General features: G+C 36.6%; 18 protein-coding genes. 4 read left to right on the top strand and 14 right to left on the bottom strand.

All coding sequences use genetic code 11. From position 1 onward, the window contains the following. Positions 1-14: 14 nt before the first annotated feature. The 7 genes from ACRPLY_RS10215 to ACRPLY_RS10185 form a co-directional block, all read right to left on the bottom strand. On the bottom strand, positions 15-1,484 hold the full coding sequence (locus ACRPLY_RS10215) for an aldehyde dehydrogenase (RefSeq protein ID WP_432231820.1): 1,470 nt from the start codon (positions 1,482-1,484) through the stop codon (positions 15-17). After that, positions 1,481-1,954 carry a RidA family protein gene (locus tag ACRPLY_RS10210; protein WP_028414762.1) on the bottom strand — a complete coding sequence of 158 codons (474 nt, stop codon included), beginning with the start codon at positions 1,952-1,954 and terminating at the stop codon, positions 1,481-1,483. Before ACRPLY_RS10210 ends, ACRPLY_RS10215 begins: the two co-directional genes overlap by 4 nt. Then, positions 1,926-2,969 (bottom strand): amidohydrolase family protein, encoded by a 1,044-nt coding sequence (locus ACRPLY_RS10205; RefSeq protein ID WP_374733783.1) that lies wholly within the window; start codon positions 2,967-2,969, stop codon positions 1,926-1,928. Before ACRPLY_RS10205 ends, ACRPLY_RS10210 begins: the two co-directional genes overlap by 29 nt. Then, positions 2,954-3,502 carry a 3-hydroxyanthranilate 3,4-dioxygenase gene (locus tag ACRPLY_RS10200; RefSeq protein ID WP_013058280.1) on the bottom strand — a complete coding sequence of 183 codons (549 nt, stop codon included), beginning with the start codon at positions 3,500-3,502 and terminating at the stop codon, positions 2,954-2,956. Before ACRPLY_RS10200 ends, ACRPLY_RS10205 begins: the two co-directional genes overlap by 16 nt. Before the next feature lie 89 nt (positions 3,503-3,591). Beyond that, entirely contained in the window at positions 3,592-4,149 is a 558-nt protein-coding gene (locus ACRPLY_RS10195; protein ID WP_430078249.1) for an NADPH-dependent FMN reductase, read from the bottom strand. 54 nt (positions 4,150-4,203) lie between these two features. After that, complete coding sequence (locus tag ACRPLY_RS10190) at positions 4,204-4,749, bottom strand: FAD synthetase family protein (RefSeq protein WP_338704900.1); 546 nt, start codon at positions 4,747-4,749, stop codon at positions 4,204-4,206. 87 nt (positions 4,750-4,836) lie between these two features. Further along, on the bottom strand, positions 4,837-6,315 hold the full coding sequence (locus ACRPLY_RS10185; protein WP_432231819.1) for a 4-hydroxyphenylacetate 3-hydroxylase family protein: 1,479 nt from the start codon (positions 6,313-6,315) through the stop codon (positions 4,837-4,839). A gap of 375 nt (positions 6,316-6,690) precedes the next feature. Between ACRPLY_RS10185 and ACRPLY_RS10180 the strand changes: the two genes are divergently transcribed. Both ACRPLY_RS10180 and ACRPLY_RS10175 read left to right on the top strand, forming a co-directional pair. Then, a complete protein-coding gene (locus tag ACRPLY_RS10180; protein ID WP_430078004.1) occupies positions 6,691-7,320 on the top strand; it encodes a Crp/Fnr family transcriptional regulator in 630 nt (209 codons plus the stop codon). A gap of 91 nt (positions 7,321-7,411) precedes the next feature. After that, positions 7,412-8,071: a Crp/Fnr family transcriptional regulator gene (locus tag ACRPLY_RS10175; RefSeq protein ID WP_432231818.1), complete on the top strand. Its 660-nt coding sequence runs from the start codon at positions 7,412-7,414 to the stop codon at positions 8,069-8,071. Positions 8,072-8,241: 170 nt separating this feature from the next. On the opposite strand, the gene ACRPLY_RS10170 is transcribed toward ACRPLY_RS10175, so the two are convergent. Next, positions 8,242-8,484, bottom strand: coding sequence for a hypothetical protein (locus ACRPLY_RS10170; protein ID WP_432231817.1), 243 nt, complete (start codon positions 8,482-8,484; stop codon positions 8,242-8,244). 370 nt (positions 8,485-8,854) lie between these two features. Continuing rightward, on the bottom strand, positions 8,855-9,244 hold the full coding sequence (locus tag ACRPLY_RS10165; RefSeq protein WP_432231841.1) for a carboxymuconolactone decarboxylase family protein: 390 nt from the start codon (positions 9,242-9,244) through the stop codon (positions 8,855-8,857). Positions 9,245-9,352: 108 nt separating this feature from the next. On the opposite strand from ACRPLY_RS10165, the gene ACRPLY_RS10160 reads away from it, so the two are divergent. Continuing rightward, positions 9,353-9,736, top strand: coding sequence for a MerR family transcriptional regulator (locus ACRPLY_RS10160; protein WP_430048750.1), 384 nt, complete (start codon positions 9,353-9,355; stop codon positions 9,734-9,736). A 279-nt stretch (positions 9,737-10,015) separates the two neighbouring features. Here ACRPLY_RS10160 and ACRPLY_RS10155 read toward each other — a convergent pair whose 3' ends face one another. Both ACRPLY_RS10155 and ACRPLY_RS10150 read right to left on the bottom strand, forming a co-directional pair. Continuing rightward, a complete protein-coding gene (locus ACRPLY_RS10155; protein ID WP_432231816.1) occupies positions 10,016-10,864 on the bottom strand; it encodes a sialate O-acetylesterase in 849 nt (282 codons plus the stop codon). A 91-nt stretch (positions 10,865-10,955) separates the two neighbouring features. After that, positions 10,956-11,183: a hypothetical protein gene (locus ACRPLY_RS10150; RefSeq protein WP_251439580.1), complete on the bottom strand. Its 228-nt coding sequence runs from the start codon at positions 11,181-11,183 to the stop codon at positions 10,956-10,958. 501 nt (positions 11,184-11,684) lie between these two features. Between ACRPLY_RS10150 and ACRPLY_RS10145 the strand changes: the two genes are divergently transcribed. Continuing rightward, entirely contained in the window at positions 11,685-11,873 is a 189-nt protein-coding gene (locus ACRPLY_RS10145) for a hypothetical protein (protein ID WP_014458940.1), read from the top strand. 262 nt (positions 11,874-12,135) lie between these two features. On the opposite strand, the gene ACRPLY_RS10140 is transcribed toward ACRPLY_RS10145, so the two are convergent. The 3 genes from ACRPLY_RS10140 to ACRPLY_RS10130 form a co-directional block, all read right to left on the bottom strand. Next, positions 12,136-12,621, bottom strand: a complete 486-nt coding sequence (locus ACRPLY_RS10140) for a tetratricopeptide repeat protein (RefSeq protein WP_108674815.1) — start codon at positions 12,619-12,621, stop codon at positions 12,136-12,138. Positions 12,622-12,744: 123 nt separating this feature from the next. Beyond that, positions 12,745-13,038: an RNA polymerase alpha subunit C-terminal domain-containing protein gene (locus ACRPLY_RS10135; RefSeq protein ID WP_432231815.1), complete on the bottom strand. Its 294-nt coding sequence runs from the start codon at positions 13,036-13,038 to the stop codon at positions 12,745-12,747. A gap of 163 nt (positions 13,039-13,201) precedes the next feature. Next, positions 13,202-13,909: a DNA alkylation repair protein gene (locus tag ACRPLY_RS10130; RefSeq protein ID WP_108674816.1), complete on the bottom strand. Its 708-nt coding sequence runs from the start codon at positions 13,907-13,909 to the stop codon at positions 13,202-13,204. Positions 13,910-13,915: the final 6 nt, after the last annotated feature.

Here is a 13,915-nt window from a genome sequence, read left to right as displayed (position 1 = left end):
CCTCTTTTATAGAGTTAAAGTTTCATCGTAATTGTTTTAGCTTCTGTATAAAATTCAAAGCTGTGCCGGCCGCCTTCACGACCAATTCCACTTGCTTTTGCTCCGCCAAATGGCGTTCTCAAATCACGAATGTACCAGCAGTTGATCCAAAGTAACCCAGCAGTAACTCCAGAAGCAACGCGTTGTGCTCTTCGTAAATCGTTTGTCCAAACGACTCCTGCTAATCCATAAATAGAATCATTGGCAATTTGAATCGCTTCCTCTTCTGTTTTAAATGGAATAACAACAAGTACAGGACCAAAAATTTCTTCTTGAGCTATACGCATTTTGTTATCTACGTCGTAAAGAACAGTCGGCTCATAAAAATTTCCTGTTTCCAAACCTTCTACTCTTTTTCCTCCGCATGCCAGCTTAGCTCCTTCCGCCAAACCAATTCGGACATATTCATCGACCGTTTCTAAGTGACTTTTTGATACAAGTGCTCCCATATTTGTCTCTTCACTCAGAGGATCGCCTACTTTAATATTTCTTACCTCCGCTGTGAACTTTTCAAGAAACTGCTTATAAATGCTTTCTTGTACAAGTAAACGAGAACCCGCTAAGCATATCTCTCCTTGATTTCGATAGATTGCTTCGATAGATCCTTTTACTGCTTCATCTAAATCCGCATCTTCAAATACGATATTGGCTGATTTACCTCCAAGCTCTAGCGAAACAGGAATGAGGTTTTCTGCTGCATTTCGCATGACCGTTTTTCCTGTATTACTTTCCCCTACAAATGAAATACGACGAACCGACGGATGAGTAGACATAGTAGTTCCTACCGTATTCCCTGGACCCGTAATAATATTTAATACACCAGGAGGCAACCCAGCCTCATTAGCAATTTCTCCAAGCATTACTGCACTTAACGGTGTATAAGAAGCGGGCTTAATAACCACTGTATTGCCCGATGCCAAAGCAGCGGAAGCTTTCCATGTCATTTGCATAAAAGGTAGATTCCAAGGAATAATGAGACTTGTAACTCCCGCTGGTGAATACTTGGCATAGGACATGACATTATGCTTTTCGTAATGCTCATGCACCATATATTTAGCCATCTCGGCAAAAAAGCGGAAATTTTGAGCTGCTCGTGGAATATCAAACTCTCGACTTTCTTTAATAGGTTTGCCTACATCTAGCGTTTCTAAATAAGCTAGTTCATCTACTTTCTCCATAATTAAGTCAGCCATTTTACAAAGGATGGCAGAGCGTTCTTCAACAGGCATCTTGCTCCAAATACCGCTTTCAAATGCACGTTGAGCTGCGTCGATAGCGCGCTTTGCATCTTCTGTGCCGCCATTAGCTACAGAAGCTAATTTCTCATTCGTTGCTGGATTAAAGGTATCAAAGGTTTGACCGGATAGGGCATCTACGTATTCTCCATTAATAAAAAGCTTTGCGTCTTTTACCGTCATTTTTTCAATAACTGCCTCTTTACTCATCGGATATCCTCCTCATCCTCAATCTCTAAAATCATTTCAATTTCTACAGCTGTGTTATTGGGGAGCTGGGCCATCCCTACAGCTGAACGGCCGTGTTTCCCTTTATCCCCAAATACTTTTACGAGTAAGTCTGAAGCGCCATCCATTACTTTAGGCTGGTCCGTAAAGTCCTCCGTACTATTTACAAAACCAAGAATTTTAACGACACGCTTCACTTTGCTTAACCCGTCTAATTCGTAACTTACCGCACTCAATACATTCAGCATGGATTGCTGAGCGGCCTTATATCCCTCTTCAATTGTTAAATCCTTGCCTAACTTGCCGTGATATTGATCTACACCTTGGCCAGCCGTAAACAATAAATTTCCTGTTCGTACACAGCTGACGTAGTTTCCTACTGAAGGACGAACCTTTGACAGCGTTAAGCCAAGTTCTTGTAATCTATTCTCTGGTGTTTGTACTGTTGGCATAAATGTCACTCCTTTTCGCTTGCCCAATGTTTAGAAACTTCGCGGCATTTCCACCTAGCATATCTAACCTTTGTTGTTCCGTTAAATCCAGCGTTTCATCCAGAACTTTTCCCGGAACAACTTCACGCAGTAAAAATGGATAATCCGATCCCATAAAGATTTTTTCATGTCCAAAACGTTCAATCATGTACTTTATGTTTAGTGGATCGTAGTTTAACGAATCAAAATAAAATTGCCTTGCATAGTAACTAGGAGGATGTGTCGTCAGCCTGAGGTGCGGCCATACTTCCCACCCTTTATCTAATCTAGGAAGAATATAAGGGAAAGACCCTCCACCATGTGCAAAACAGACTTTTAATTTAGGGAATTTCTCCATAATGCCGCTCCATAGAAGAGTTGCAGCCGCTAGTGCCGTTTCACTTGGCATTCCTACGGTATACATAAAGTTATGATTTGGCATTCGATCGCGGCCCAACGTTTCCCACGGGTGAATAAAAATAGGCACTTCCCACTTTTCAGCCATTTGAAAAAACTCAATGAAAGACGGATGATCTAAATTTTGACCATTGATGTTTGTTCCAATCTCAATTCCATGCAGTTTTAATTCATTCATGCATCGTTCCATTTCTTTAATAGCCGTAGGTCCGTCTTGCATAGGAACCGTACCTAACCCAACAAAGCGGTCAGGGTACTTAGCAACTGTTTCTGCAATAAAATCATTTTGGATTTTAGCCATTTCTAATGCATGTTCGGGCTGAGCCCAATAAGAGAAAGTAACAGGGATAGGAGATAACACTTGAATATCTACTCCTTCTTTATCCATGTCAGCTATACGTTTTTCAGGGCTCCATACTTGGTCCGTTACGTCTCTGAAATTTTTCCCTCCAACCATAATTGATGCGCCGCATGTGCATGTACGTTCTAGCACAGGCCAGCGTTCACCGCCATATTTTTGAGCAAAGTCAGGGAAACTTTCCGGAATGATATGTGTATGAAAATCTATTCGCATTTCCATTCACTCGCTTCCGGTGCCATAACATGATTACACTTTTTGCATGTGCGTAATTCTAAGCTGCTGTTGAACTCTTGAATGGCTTCTTTTACTTGAACTTCAATATTGGTTAGCTGAACTTTCACACGATGCATCTCCGCATCACATTCATCACAGAACCATACAAAGTCTTCTAACTCTCCTTCACTTCTGTTTCTCTCGATAACAATGCCGATTGTATCTGCTACACGATGTGGAGAATGCGGAACGTTTGGAGGAAGTAAATACACTTCTCCTTCTTTCACCGTTACAACTTCGCGCTTGCCTTCTTCATTAATGATTTCAACATAGCAATCACCTTTTAATTGATAAAAGATCTCTTCAGAAGGATCTACGTGGAAGTCACGGCGTTTATTGGGTCCTCCCAAAACCATAAACATCAATTCTGAGTCTTTCCATACCACTTTATTGTTTACCGGTGGTTTTAACTGGTCTTTATGCTCTTCGATAAACTTCCAAAGATTTAATGGTTTAGATGATTGAATAGTATTTGTCATTGAGATAAGCTCCTTTTAATAAATTTTAATTTTCAAAAAATAAAAGTTAGTTTGATTGCACTTAAAAATACTAAAATCTTAAAATGGTATTAATTAAGGATTTCCAGCTCGCTTACTTTTAGTTTTTTCTGCATGTAGACAACTTCGTTTGCTAAATGCTTAATGCGATCTAACACTTCCGGATCTCCTACTTCATTCTTTTGATTAAAGTGAGTCGTATGAGCGTATACATAACTCGGTGCCACAAAAGCACGAAAGTAACCCGCAATAGGCTTTAACTGATTTTCAATCACTAAATAATGCTGATACGTACCGCCTGTAGCGATGAAACCCATTACTTTATTTCGAAAAACCTGGGGATGTATTAAATCAAATACATTCTTAAGAGCACCCGTAATTGACCCTTGGAAGATAGGTGAACCAATTACATAAAAATCAGCGCTAGAAATAATTTCGATGACTTTTTTAGTATCTTCTGAATAAGCAGAGGGATCGCGGCCATCACAAAATTGGATAGTATAATCTCGTAAATCTAAAAATTCAATTTCAATGTCTGGATGCTGCAATTTAGCTTCTTCCAGTACTTGTTGAACAACAGCGCCTGTTTTAGTTCCTATAATCGTCCCTGATATGCCTAATAGTTTCATTTTCACTTTCCTCCTCCTAAAGAAGCCTTACACTTAGCTTCAAACACTAGTTTTTTATACATATTCTTTTTGTAAAGACCAGCCTAATAAATCATTTGATTGGTCAATTGCGCCTTGTTGGAGTAACTGACGAATTCTAGTAGAAGAGATTCTTGTTCCTTCTGCACAACAGACAGGCGGGATGATATCTACGAGAAAGTGCTTTGCTAGAAGCTTGATATCTCCTTCTCTATTTCGGCCGAAACGAAAATCGTTGCCTACTATAATCTCCGATGGATTAAGCTTTTTTAAGTTACTGATAAAATCAATTGATGGACGCTTAGCGTATAACTCATCAAAATGGATAATAACTGCATAGTCTACTCCTAACTCAGCTATCAGATGTACCTTTTGATCGATAGGCGTTAACACTTGATCACGTTGAAAATGAAAGCGAGGAGGAGGATCAAATGTATAAACAACGCTAGGTACCTTTAACGCTTTGCTTCGATTGACAGCTTGCTTAATTACTGCTTGATGTCCTTGATGCACGCCATCAAATGCACCTATAGCTATTACGGATGCTTGTAAAGACAATATTCCATCTTCATACCTTTGCATCTTTACACCTCCCTTATTAAGAACGTCATGAACCTAGACTCTGTATCTATTAACAAAGTACATTTATAGATAAAAGAAGTATCGGTATCAGCTATTTGTTACTTCCTCCTTCTTAGCTCCTGTATTTAATGCCGCATCTACCATGGCAAATGAATGGCTGCGCTTATAGCTATTGTAGAAAATAGCTCTTTTACGGATTGGATCCCCTGTATAGTATCGCTCGTATTGAAGCAGCCTTTGCCCAAATGCCTCTCCACATAGATCCCACGCTAATTTAAATAAGTGAACACGGTCTACAGCAGACACTCCTTCTCGGCCTCCATAATAACGATCTAGATCCTCTCTTAATTCAAGGTTTTCAAAGTCCGCTCCTGTAGGAGACATAAGCAAACCGCCTGCACCAATTGTTTGCATGACTTCAATAGCACGAGGGTACATTTTAGGAAGCAATCCACGAATTGTTTCTAAAGCTGTTTCATTTGGAAGAGCTTCTCCTTTTTCATTAATCGTATATTCATACTCTGATGTCCGAAGCAAAGCTCTAATGGATTCTACTGACTGTATCAATTCCCCTAAGCTCTCTTGAACGTTTAGATATCCATCTACACCGATTGCATCCGCTACTTTACAAGCTACTTCCGTTGCAAATTGAAGTTTAACTAATCCTCTTACGCCAGATTGATGTGCCGGTTGCTGAGCGATTCCTGTTTTAGGATAAAGAAGATTGGCAGCTTCAATATTGTTATATAAAAACACTCGATTCCAAGGAATCAGCACATCGTTAAAAATCAAGACTGCATCCATCTCTTCAAATCGAGAGGCTAGCGGATGATCAAACATTGATCTTGTTCCGTCTTGCATAGCTTCTCGACAAAGAATTCGAAGTCCCGGTGTATCAATCGGCAGCGCAAAAGCAAGTGCATAACGTTCATCGCCAGGTTTAAATCCTGGGAACGAATAAACAATCACTTCATCGGTAATAGGTGACAGTGTAGCTAGCATTTTAGCTCCTTTTACAACAAGTCCATCTGGTGTTTCTTTGACAGTACCTAAATGAGTAAAAAGATCTTGCTGTTCATGTGAGGCTTTGCTTCGGTCATTCTGCGGGTTGATAATAGCGTGAGTTAAAAACAAGTCATTATCACGAATATACCGGTAATAATCTCTTATATTTTTGCCCCACTGCTCATTGTAATGATCTAGAAAACTAGCATTATGAAATAAAGAAGTGACTACAACATTTAAGAAATCGGGTGTTCTTCCCATCAGTCCGAAGGTAGCTTTTGCAAATGCTTCAAACACTTCTCGGCGAGCTACTAAATCTTCGTAACTTTTAGGAATTAAGAAGGCATTTGATATTCTCTCGCCTGTTTCTTCGCAAATATGAGTAATTTTCTCTCGATAAGCCGGGTCATGCTGCATATCGTACAACTTCGCAATTTCTAAAATAGGCTGTTGAAACACCTTTTCTTCAAATACATTTGTAATTTTTCTGCCCCCTAACCAAATTTCTGGCTGGCGTGATTTTAATGCATCAATATATTGAGCACCTGTACGAATCCCCATATTTGTTCATCCCCTTAAGGTTTAATAGTAATTAATTGAATTATAGTATTTGATTTTTTTCAGGGGTGTAGTCTCGTTAACATTTTTTTGGAGTTTTTTATTTTTTGAATAGACGGAGTAGCTAAAATAAGAAATTTATATGATTGCATTTACGTATTTTTCGCTTTAAGATATTGTAGAGAGCTTAACGCTTTTATAAAAATATTGGCTGATTAAAAAAGAGATCAAATAAAGCGCACATTATTGTAAGCGCTTACTTATCTTGTTTTTTATAGCAACGTAAATAAAATTTCCTACCCTATAGTGTGTTACTTGATCTTACAATTGTCTTTTCAACTTTTTAGGCGTATCTTATATTTTGGTTAAGGAGTGAGTATGATGGCTATTCTCTTCAATCATGAAAATAATTTCAAAAACTACTTAATGTACGGAAAAAGGCAATATATGAAACAAAAAAATGTGGTATATGAACAAGGAGACATAGGAGAAGGATTTTATTACCTGGAAAGTGGATTAATTAAAGTCCACACCTCTACCCCATTAGGGAAAGAGCGCGTATTAAACATTGTATTGCCAGGTCAATTGTTGGGAGTTCAAGCAATGGACCAACAAGCTCATTTCACTACTGCTACTACGGTAAAAGATTCCGTACTATATTATTTTAGTTACAACGATTTCAAAACACTTATAACTCTCCACCCGCCTATACTAAACCTTATTACAAAGAGTATTATTCAAAAAATGCATATCTTAGCTGAACAAATTAATTTACATACCTTAACTACCGAACAGCAAATCGCCACTGTGCTTTTAAACATCTATCATGACTTTAAAAACTATGAAATTCCTTTAACACAAAAGGACTTAGCAACGTGTACCGGTTTAACAAGGATTACGGTTTATAAAACATTAAAAAAATGGAAAGAAAAAAAACTAATAGATAGCAAAAATAAAAGATTTCTAATTAAGAACCCGGATCTGTTAAAAAATTATCTCTTTCAGTGATAAACGCTTTGGCCACGTTATCAAAATAGAGAACTTCATCTATTAAATGTTTCTATACGTTTAAAATACACTTTTATAGAAAGGTGATTACATGGTAAACCTTCGATACATATGGCGTCCCTTTTTAAAGTATGGACAGATGATAAAATTAGAAGAAAACACCACGATCTATTATCAAGGAGAAGTCGGTAAAGGATTTTATTATTTAGATAAAGGAAGTGTAAAGATTACTCTCTTAACTGAGAAAGGAGCAGAACGTACGGTTAACTATGTACCTGAAGGCATGTTATTAGGGGAAAACGGTATTAATAAAGAGCCTTATTTAACAACTGCTGTAACCACAGCTCCATCCGTTTTATATTATTTTACTAATGAAGCAATGTTAAAAATATACGAGGAGGAACCGAAAGCAGTCATTCTCTTTACAAATTCTCTTCTCTATAAGTTTAGACTGCTAGCAGAAATTATTACGTTTCTTAACCTCCCCATTGAACAACAGATGGCTCATTATTTATTAAAGCTCGTAAAAGAAAATGAGGAATTTCCCTTTAATCAAACATCCTTTGCCCGCTACGTTGGGACTTCCCGTATTACTGTGAATAAAATCATTCAAAAATGGAGTAAAGAAAAATGGATCGAGCTGTCTAATCAAAATATCTATATTAAAAATATCAGTAAACTTAAAGAAATAAGAGATCAAAACAGCAAAAATATAGGCGATTTAGATATGCTGATGCTGCCATTAATGTGATTATAAGTATGCTTGTGATGGTGCTTCGCACATAGAAGGTATGGCGGAAAATACAGGGCAAATGAAAATATAATTGAATAACAAAAAAACGAACCACGAATCAAATATATTGATCAACGGTTCGTTTTTCACTTGGGCTAAAAATACTTTTCTCCGCCTCTTTCACCCTTTTAATATGCATGTGTAACTAATACAAAAATGAAAAATAAAGACCAAACAGTTCCGAAAACCATAAGCGAGATACGCAAAAGTTTCTCTGCTGAAACCCTAAATATTTTTCCGATGATATCAAAGAAGATTTCTGCTATCCAAATATCCGGAGCGGAACTAATTTCATCATACGAACGCTTCCATCCCCCATAAATAAAGAGGAACCCTACTAAAATCATACAACAAATACTAACAACTGCCATTTAAGTCCTTCTTTCTTTTATCTTTAATTGTATATGTTATATATATTGTTATAGATACAGCTTACTTATCAAGCACTATTTTGTCACCAGTCTGTGCAAATGTCTGAATCGCATCCAATGGCTGATGAAATTAAACGGCATCATGGAAGTTTGGGGTTTGACTTTTATGTTTAAATATATCGTTTGCTAACACATGATAGGCCTTTTCAACGTAATCTTTTGGATGATTGTTTTTTTGCTGAAAAATATATTTATTCTAAGTTTAACCTCATATCACAAATCATGTTTCCCAGAGTACCACTACGATTTATTGTGTTTCATCCCACTCAAGACGTACCTCTGAATCGCCTTGCCATATATACATATGCCTTTATTTCAAAGTTAAGGTTAATTCTCTTTCTGTAAACACTTGTTTAGCAATAAAAATAGCAGTTAACACTCTAGGAAAGCCAGTGTATGGAATACAGTGAGTAATGGCTTCTACTATTTCATGTGGTGTGAGACCTACATTAAGCGCAGCATTAATATGAACATTTAATTGTGGTTCACACCCTCCTTGTGTCGTGAGCGAGCTTATTGTAACTAGTTGTTTTTGCTGTAGGTTAAGCCCTTCTCTTGTATAAATATCTCCAAAGGCAAATTCAATGACATATTTCCCAATGTCAGGAGCAATGTCTTTTAATGATTCAATTACTCGTTTTCCTCCCTCTCCATCTACCTCCATTAACGTTTTCCAACCATTTTCGTAACGTTCATTCATCAACTGAATCTCTCCTTACAACTGAGTTATTTTATTTACAAGTTAGATATTACGCTTTAGAGCGCGCTCTAAAGCAAGCATTTTATTTCTCATGTTATAATAATTAATATGGAAAATTTATTCAGTATTCAACAAGTAGCAAGTATGACCGGTCTTTCTACACATACTTTGCGTTATTACGAAAAAATTGGATTAATAGAAAATGTGCAAAGAGACCAAACCGGATATCGACAATATACAGACGTTGATCTAGCTTGGATTCAGTTTTTAATTCGTTTACGTGTTACAGGAATGCCTATGCTTAAAATGAAGCAGTTTTCTGATTTGCGACAGAAAGGAGATTCTACTATTACGGCAAGAAAGGAATTGTTAGAAGAACATTATAAAGATGTCTTAGGTAAGATAGAGGAACTAGAGTTCAATTCGCAGAGAATTGAAGAAAAAATTACGCACTATAAAAAATTAGAGACAGTGGAAAACCAACAATCTTAATAACTATAAAGAAGACCTTGAAACAAACCTTTCAAGGTCTTTCTCATAGTACCTAATATAACATTAAACAAAAAACGCTGAATTTATATATGTAGCAGATTTGAAATATTCCCACCTAACACTCTGTCTGCAACTTCTTCACTAGTTGCACTTGAAAAATTTGCGTGTCTTGAATACCGGCTTTTTGGAGTTCCTGTTTAAAGGATTCTCCTTTTTTAGCTTTAATAATTAACAAATCTATACGAACTCCACTCCTCATAAAATGGGATTGATTTTGCTTTACTTACTTTCATTAATAGTAGAGATATTAATAGAAAACTCCTCAAAGCTTAACTGTCCCAAGGCTAACTTCATACTTTCAACAAATATACGTTCATTTTTAGTTAGTTCACGCTTTGCTTCCTTTTCAATCCATTCATGCTCAACGTCCAAAACATCTAAAACATGCTTTTGTTTTGAAAAAGCCTCATAGTATCTTAATCCAAACTTTCTTTGAGAGACGGCATCAATATGAATGCCATCTGGATTTGCTGTTAAGCCTTTTGATGTTACAAAATAACATTTTTTTTCAGCATGGGCAACTTTAGATAATATCTGATTTATTTGTTTATATTCTACGGCGCTTTTTCCAAATCCGACGTCTCCAAGGTAATGTCCCAACTCACCAATAATAATCGGGATATCTGGTGCATTCAATTCTTCTCTCAAGTGTTTAAATAATGAAAGCAGTTTATCTTCATACGTCTTATAACGTTCTCCGTAACTGTCGCTTTCTCCTTGATGCCACAGAATTCCCACTAACTCACTTGTTTCCATTGCGAATTTCGCTTCAGAAATCGCGTGTCTGGTTAATAGTCCGTCAATTGTCCACTCATCAATTGAGCTTCCTCCCTCGGCACATGGTATTAACCCAATGGACTCGCCCGGATAATCCTCTGTCCAAGCTTGAGCAAAAGAGGCTGCCGGCCCAACACCAGATATGTGACGATCAAAATTAAGTGGTTCTGCCATCGTTTGCCACCTGCCGTTTCGTAACATATGTATATGCTCATTATAAATCGGCGGTACGTCCCCAATAAATCCTCTGCCTGCCATATTTGATTGTCCAATTAATAATATAGATTTCATCGAAATACCTTCTTTCTCTGCCATGTTGATCACTTTTTTTAAATTTGCTCGTGCTTATACTTATAGAATTAGTTACACTCTCATATATAGCTTAATTGATGGTTTCAAGAGCTTGTTTCAAATAATCCATTTCAGAGGTTATATCATCTATCTGTTGGTTTAACTGACTTACTTTATTAAGAGTATTCCGTGCATCCAATAAATTGATTTCTAACATCAAACGGCTTGCTTCACTCTCAAGCTTCAATCTCTTTGCAAATAATACCTCGTGCTTTTTTATAATTTCCGATTTTAAATTTTCACTATTGTTTTCTTCCATACTTCTACCTCACTAACTTGTAATAACAGTATTTTATTGAAATGTAAATTTCCCTATATAATTTAATAATTACCTACAGGGAGGTCTATAACATGGTTAAAATCCCCTTTTTCACCTACAGGAAAACCGCATTTACATAAGAGAAATAATAGCAACCAATTAAAATAAATTCCATTATTCGCTTTCCTTGGATGGCGTTCATAAGTTTTTAGTGTTGGCATTTAAATACATACTGAACGTTCAGAAGCTCCCCTAACTGTCAAAAATAAATGAATTATTCCAAAATAAGGGAAAAACGAAATCATTTTGTTTTTTTTGCAGGAAAAGAAAGCTCAGTATATAAAGATAACAGTATACATCAAAAAGTGTTGAGAAAATGTTATGATCATTTTCTATCAGCACGAGATCCATAATTCGAGAAAAGAGCTTATATTAGTCCGTGTCTTAAGTATGCCTATTATATAGAATGGGTTACTTAGTAAATAAGGGAAGGTGATTTATATGTTAGGGGAAGAAGATTTAAAAGTAAATTGTATATCAGCTGCTATAGGTTTACTAATCCAACATAATATCATCACTCACCAGGAACTGGACAAACTAACTAAAACAAATTATCACGTTTTTTATCATTTTCTCATGGATAAGCTAATTGAAGAAGAGTTTAGTAAGGATAGGGTTGTACAAACATAAGTGCTTCAACAAAAAAAGAAGCGCAAGATCCAAAGCAGGAATCTCCTATTTCAAACGTAATTCGTATAGGGCTCCTTACATATTAGACATATATAATATGTAAGGGCTTTCTTGTTCAACAAAGCCTCCTATAGTTTAAATGTATTTCTTCACAGTCTATCATTTTAAAAGTCATTTTATCAAAGGAAGCCTGCCAATATTGTTACAAAAAAGTCCTCTCCTCGTTTCAGGAAAAGAACTTATATGCAGTGAATTTTACAAGCTACTTCCAAGTCTGATCAAGTTTATCTGAATAGAAATGTAAGGCTTTTTTATAACTTAGTATTTCATTGTCATTTGTTGTATTTAGTAAGCATTTCAGTAGCAGTTCCATCGCTTTGCTATGCTCTTTTAAATTGTATAAGGTCATGGAATAAAACACTTTAATTACGTGATTATCTGGGAATAATTCCATTCCTTTTAAAAATGTCTTTTTTGATTTTTCATACTCCCCCAAGGCTCTATACGTGCTGCCCAATCCCACTATTGCCCCTTCCATATCCTTAGAAGGTAATCCTATCTTTATGGCATTTTCGTAAAAGGGCACTGCCTTTTCTTCTTCTCCTAATACGTCAAAGCTCCAAGCACATTGATAGTTATATAAAGCATTGTCTGGAAATTCCTTAACTAATTCACTTAGCAATTCGTTAGATTCTTTGTGATTTCCATTCTTTCGTAACGCTAATGCTTTATCTAGTTTGTTATTCATTATCTAAATCTCCAGCCCTTCTTTTTCCCACTATTTATCTCTTAACATCCTTCCATATCCAGAAATCCAGCGTATTTGTACACTTTATCTAGATCTATTTCTTGCTTTAACTATCCTTAATGTTTAATTTTTAAAGACTAACCCATTGTTCTGCAAAGCTTCTCTAAGTTTAGGTAAAGAAGCCGGCCCTATACCGTGAAATTGTAATATCTCTTTTTCACTAAATGTTGATAGCTGCTGCAAAGAAGTTATCCCGTTGTTTTCCAGTGCTCGTCTTGCTGGTGCTGATAGCATGGAAAGAAATCCATCTTCAGGTTTGCGTTCTTGCTCACAGGTTGGGCAGGTCGGACAGTTACTGCTTTTATAATATTTGTGTCCTTTATGACAGATTCTTAGGTTTCCTTTTTGGGTTTTCATTTTTAACCTCTCCTTTTCTCAAGAATTTTTTTAGCTTTTATCCCCTGCCACTTCTTCAATGGATGGTTTATGAAGGAACAAAACATCATACGTATAGTAAACTCATTATCATTAAATACTTATCAGTCTCGTTTTAGATAGTGCAGTTCCATTACAAATTATGCTAACACCTCACATGTTTGCGTTTGAAACCAATCCGTCCTCTATCTATATCCTTTTGAATGTTTTCGGAAGCAAGAAGAATACTACTTTTTTTCTTATCCTTCTTAACTTCGACTGGACCTACTGTCTTTGCAGTTTCAAGGGCCTTTTCATGAAGTGGCAAATATGAAACACCGACTGTATAGATAAAATTATTCATAGCCGATTTCGTTCGATCTGGAGAATCGTGAATCGTATTTTTCACTTGATTAAGCATATCAGCAATCTTGCTTGTGCTAAATTCATCGTCAGGACGATTACCCAAAAGCCAGCAGTAGCAACTCCAACCTGCCGACATTTTAAGTTCTTCACCGCTTGCCACCCATCTATCAGCAACAGCTTGCGCAAAATCGGTTTCTGACAAAGTTACTGCAACTACATAATCGGATAGCATGTAGAAATACGCTTTATCAATCCAACGCTCAAAATCCTCCGCAGTCATCTCTGTTGGGTCTGCAATGATACCAGCAAAATACATAGCATCATAATTGCCAGACGCATAAAGCTGCTCGGCCAAAGCCTGATTTTTCTTGATTTTCTTTGCAATCGGCTTCATTTTTCCTGTTGCTACTCCAAAAAGTGGATCGTGTGCACCATTGTTTATGTAAGTCTTTTTAATTCGTTCCGTACCAAGCGCTTCAAGTTCTTTCATAACCATTTCAAAATCCATCTTTCT

It is taken from the genome of Priestia sp. TGN 0903, from assembly GCF_050846855.1.
In the GTDB taxonomy this organism is placed as follows: domain Bacteria; phylum Bacillota; class Bacilli; order Bacillales; family Bacillaceae_H; genus Priestia; species Priestia zanthoxyli.
The sequence above is the reverse complement of the archived record's forward strand: the minus strand, read 5'-3'. Positions and strand labels throughout refer to the sequence as shown.

Excerpts from the sequence above, each read along its gene's own strand:
- ACRPLY_RS10200 (WP_013058280.1), bottom strand. The coding sequence starts at position 3,502 with ATGACAAATACTATTCAATCATCTAAACCATTAAATCTTTGGAAGTTT.
- ACRPLY_RS10160 (WP_430048750.1), top strand. The coding sequence starts at position 9,353 with ATGGAAAATTTATTCAGTATTCAACAAGTAGCAAGTATGACCGGTCTT.
- ACRPLY_RS10150 (WP_251439580.1), bottom strand. The coding sequence starts at position 11,183 with ATGGAAGAAAACAATAGTGAAAATTTAAAATCGGAAATTATAAAAAAG.
- ACRPLY_RS10170 (WP_432231817.1), bottom strand. The coding sequence starts at position 8,484 with ATGGCAGTTGTTAGTATTTGTTGTATGATTTTAGTAGGGTTCCTCTTT.
- ACRPLY_RS10165 (WP_432231841.1), bottom strand. The coding sequence starts at position 9,244 with ATGAATGAACGTTACGAAAATGGTTGGAAAACGTTAATGGAGGTAGAT.
- ACRPLY_RS10140 (WP_108674815.1), bottom strand. The coding sequence starts at position 12,621 with ATGAATAACAAACTAGATAAAGCATTAGCGTTACGAAAGAATGGAAAT.
- ACRPLY_RS10185 (WP_432231819.1), bottom strand. The coding sequence starts at position 6,315 with ATGGGGATTCGTACAGGTGCTCAATATATTGATGCATTAAAATCACGC.
- ACRPLY_RS10205 (WP_374733783.1), bottom strand. The coding sequence starts at position 2,969 with ATGGAAATGCGAATAGATTTTCATACACATATCATTCCGGAAAGTTTC.
- ACRPLY_RS10130 (WP_108674816.1), bottom strand. The coding sequence starts at position 13,909 with ATGGATTTTGAAATGGTTATGAAAGAACTTGAAGCGCTTGGTACGGAA.
- ACRPLY_RS10175 (WP_432231818.1), top strand. The coding sequence starts at position 7,412 with ATGGTAAACCTTCGATACATATGGCGTCCCTTTTTAAAGTATGGACAG.
- ACRPLY_RS10145 (WP_014458940.1), top strand. The coding sequence starts at position 11,685 with ATGTTAGGGGAAGAAGATTTAAAAGTAAATTGTATATCAGCTGCTATA.
- ACRPLY_RS10155 (WP_432231816.1), bottom strand. The coding sequence starts at position 10,864 with ATGAAATCTATATTATTAATTGGACAATCAAATATGGCAGGCAGAGGA.
- ACRPLY_RS10210 (WP_028414762.1), bottom strand. The coding sequence starts at position 1,954 with ATGCCAACAGTACAAACACCAGAGAATAGATTACAAGAACTTGGCTTA.
- ACRPLY_RS10195 (WP_430078249.1), bottom strand. The coding sequence starts at position 4,149 with ATGAAACTATTAGGCATATCAGGGACGATTATAGGAACTAAAACAGGC.
- ACRPLY_RS10135 (WP_432231815.1), bottom strand. The coding sequence starts at position 13,038 with ATGAAAACCCAAAAAGGAAACCTAAGAATCTGTCATAAAGGACACAAA.
- ACRPLY_RS10215 (WP_432231820.1), bottom strand. The coding sequence starts at position 1,484 with ATGAGTAAAGAGGCAGTTATTGAAAAAATGACGGTAAAAGACGCAAAG.
- ACRPLY_RS10190 (WP_338704900.1), bottom strand. The coding sequence starts at position 4,749 with ATGCAAAGGTATGAAGATGGAATATTGTCTTTACAAGCATCCGTAATA.
- ACRPLY_RS10180 (WP_430078004.1), top strand. The coding sequence starts at position 6,691 with ATGATGGCTATTCTCTTCAATCATGAAAATAATTTCAAAAACTACTTA.